The organism is Oleiphilus sp. HI0117, assembly GCF_001635235.1.
Window position 1 is genome coordinate 1 of record NZ_LWGA01000705.1, and the last position, 1,804, is coordinate 1,804.

2 protein-coding genes are annotated in these 1,804 nt (G+C 44.9%); both read right to left on the minus strand.

Annotation, left to right across the window (positions count from 1 at the left end):
* Positions 1 to 330 (minus strand): wax ester/triacylglycerol synthase domain-containing protein (locus A3757_RS10285; RefSeq protein ID WP_304439185.1); only part of this gene is annotated, 330 nt, incomplete at its 3' end.
* A gap of 65 nt (positions 331 to 395) precedes the next feature.
* Complete coding sequence (ispB, locus tag A3757_RS10290) at positions 396 to 1,364, minus strand: octaprenyl diphosphate synthase (protein WP_068739567.1); 969 nt, start codon at positions 1,362 to 1,364, stop codon at positions 396 to 398.
* Between the last annotated feature and the right edge of the window lie 440 nt (positions 1,365 to 1,804).

Here is a 1,804-nt window from a genome sequence, read left to right on the forward strand (position 1 = left end):
CCGGTCGAGCGGCGCACTAAAAAAGTCGGCTGCGCTATTGAGTAGCGTTTCTTTCTGGCTTAATTTGTCGTGGCTGATATGTCGGGCGGCGTCAAAGTCCGGGTCGTCAGTCCAGACGGGTAGGTCTAGATTGAGAGGGTATTCGACTAAGCGCTCACGAAAGAATGGTTCATTCCCGAGTTTTGACTGGAGTACACGTTGAAAGTGCTCAAAATCAAGTGTGTTGTCGCCTTTAGGGCGCTGGAATACGAAAACACCACCTACGTGGAGAGGGGTGTGTTCGGTTTCCAGATATAAAAACGAAGAATCAAGTTCGGACAGCTGCTGCATTCATCAGGCTCATGTTTATACTTTTAATGTTTATAGTATATCGAAGCTTTGTGCGATGGAATAACTTATTTGTCTCTCTGGACTGCAAGCTTTGCCAGCCCAGCAAGTGCTTCTTTATAAACGCTGCCTGGAAGAGTACCTAGGCAGTCGCATGCTTTTTGATAAGCTAGATCAGCCTGCTTTTTAGTGTAATCTAGCGCGCCACTATTTTGTACAGCGATACAGATTGCATCGAGCTGGCTTGCGTCACCATTACGGATGGCTTTACGAATTAGAACTCGCTCTTCTTCACTGCCGTTTTTCATAGTGTAGATCAGCGGCAAGGTTGGTTTGCCCTCGGCCAGGTCATCGCCGACATTCTTGCCCATTGTCTCGGCGTCGCCAATGTAATCCAGCATGTCGTCAACCAGCTGGAATGCTAAGCCTAGCTGCAGGCCGTATTCCTTTAAGGCTTCTTGTTGCTCAGTACTTGCGTTTGCAAGCAGAGCTGAAGAGTGAGACGCTGCCTCAAATAGCATTGCTGTTTTATTTTTTATGACTTCAAAATAGGCTTCTTCTGATACGTCAGGGTTTTTGCAGTTCATTAACTGGAAAACTTCCCCTTCGGCAATGACATTGGTTGCATTCGATAGCACTTCCATAACCGGAACGCTGCCGATATCGACCATCATTTGAAAAGCTCTCGAGTACAAAAAGTCGCCGACTAGTACGCTGGGAGCATTGCCCCACTTGGCATTGGCAGTAGAGCGCCCGCGGCGCATGTTTGATGTGTCGACAACGTCGTCATGTAATAATGTGGCTGTATGCAAAAACTCGATAATAGTGGCTAGTTTGCATTGATCCTGACTAGCTTCCCCTAAGGCTCTGCTGGTAAGAAGGACTAGTAAGGGGCGCATACGCTTACCACCGCTTTCGACGATATATTGCGCAATTTTTTCTACTAAGGGGACATCTGAAGATAACTGGGAAGTGATAAACTGGTTTACTTCACTGAAGTCTTTTTCAACGCTGTCGTAGATTGCCTGAATTTGCATATTGAATATCTTAAAATAGAGCCGACTAAAATTGGCTGACATGCTAGGGGGGCTGTGCTTGTCTGTCAAGAATTACTATCCGCCATACAATAATTAAAGTCTTGTTTTGGCTAGAATGTGCTTGCAACACTTGGTTGAATAAAATACAATTGCGCGCCCTAAAAGTCATGGGTGTTCTCAGTGATAGGGTTGCCAAAGAGCTTCCTTTAGAAACTGGAGATCAGATTTTTCAAAAAACTGTAAATATCAGTTTGGGGAAAATTGGTCGTAAGTAACACATGCGGGTAGAAAGTGAGGCCGGAGATTTAGTTCTCAATATATAGGTCTTGGTAAGTTTGATTCATCTGGGTAATGCTTATTATTAGCCGAAGTTCAGGTGTGTTAGGCGATATGAAAAATTTGGAGAAAACCAAATGTACGCAGTTATTGTAAGCGGTGGT

Coding starts and splice junctions, on each gene's coding strand:
- ispB (WP_068739567.1), bottom strand. CDS start 1,364: ATGCAAATTCAGGCAATCTACGACAGCGTTGAAAAAGACTTCAGTGAA.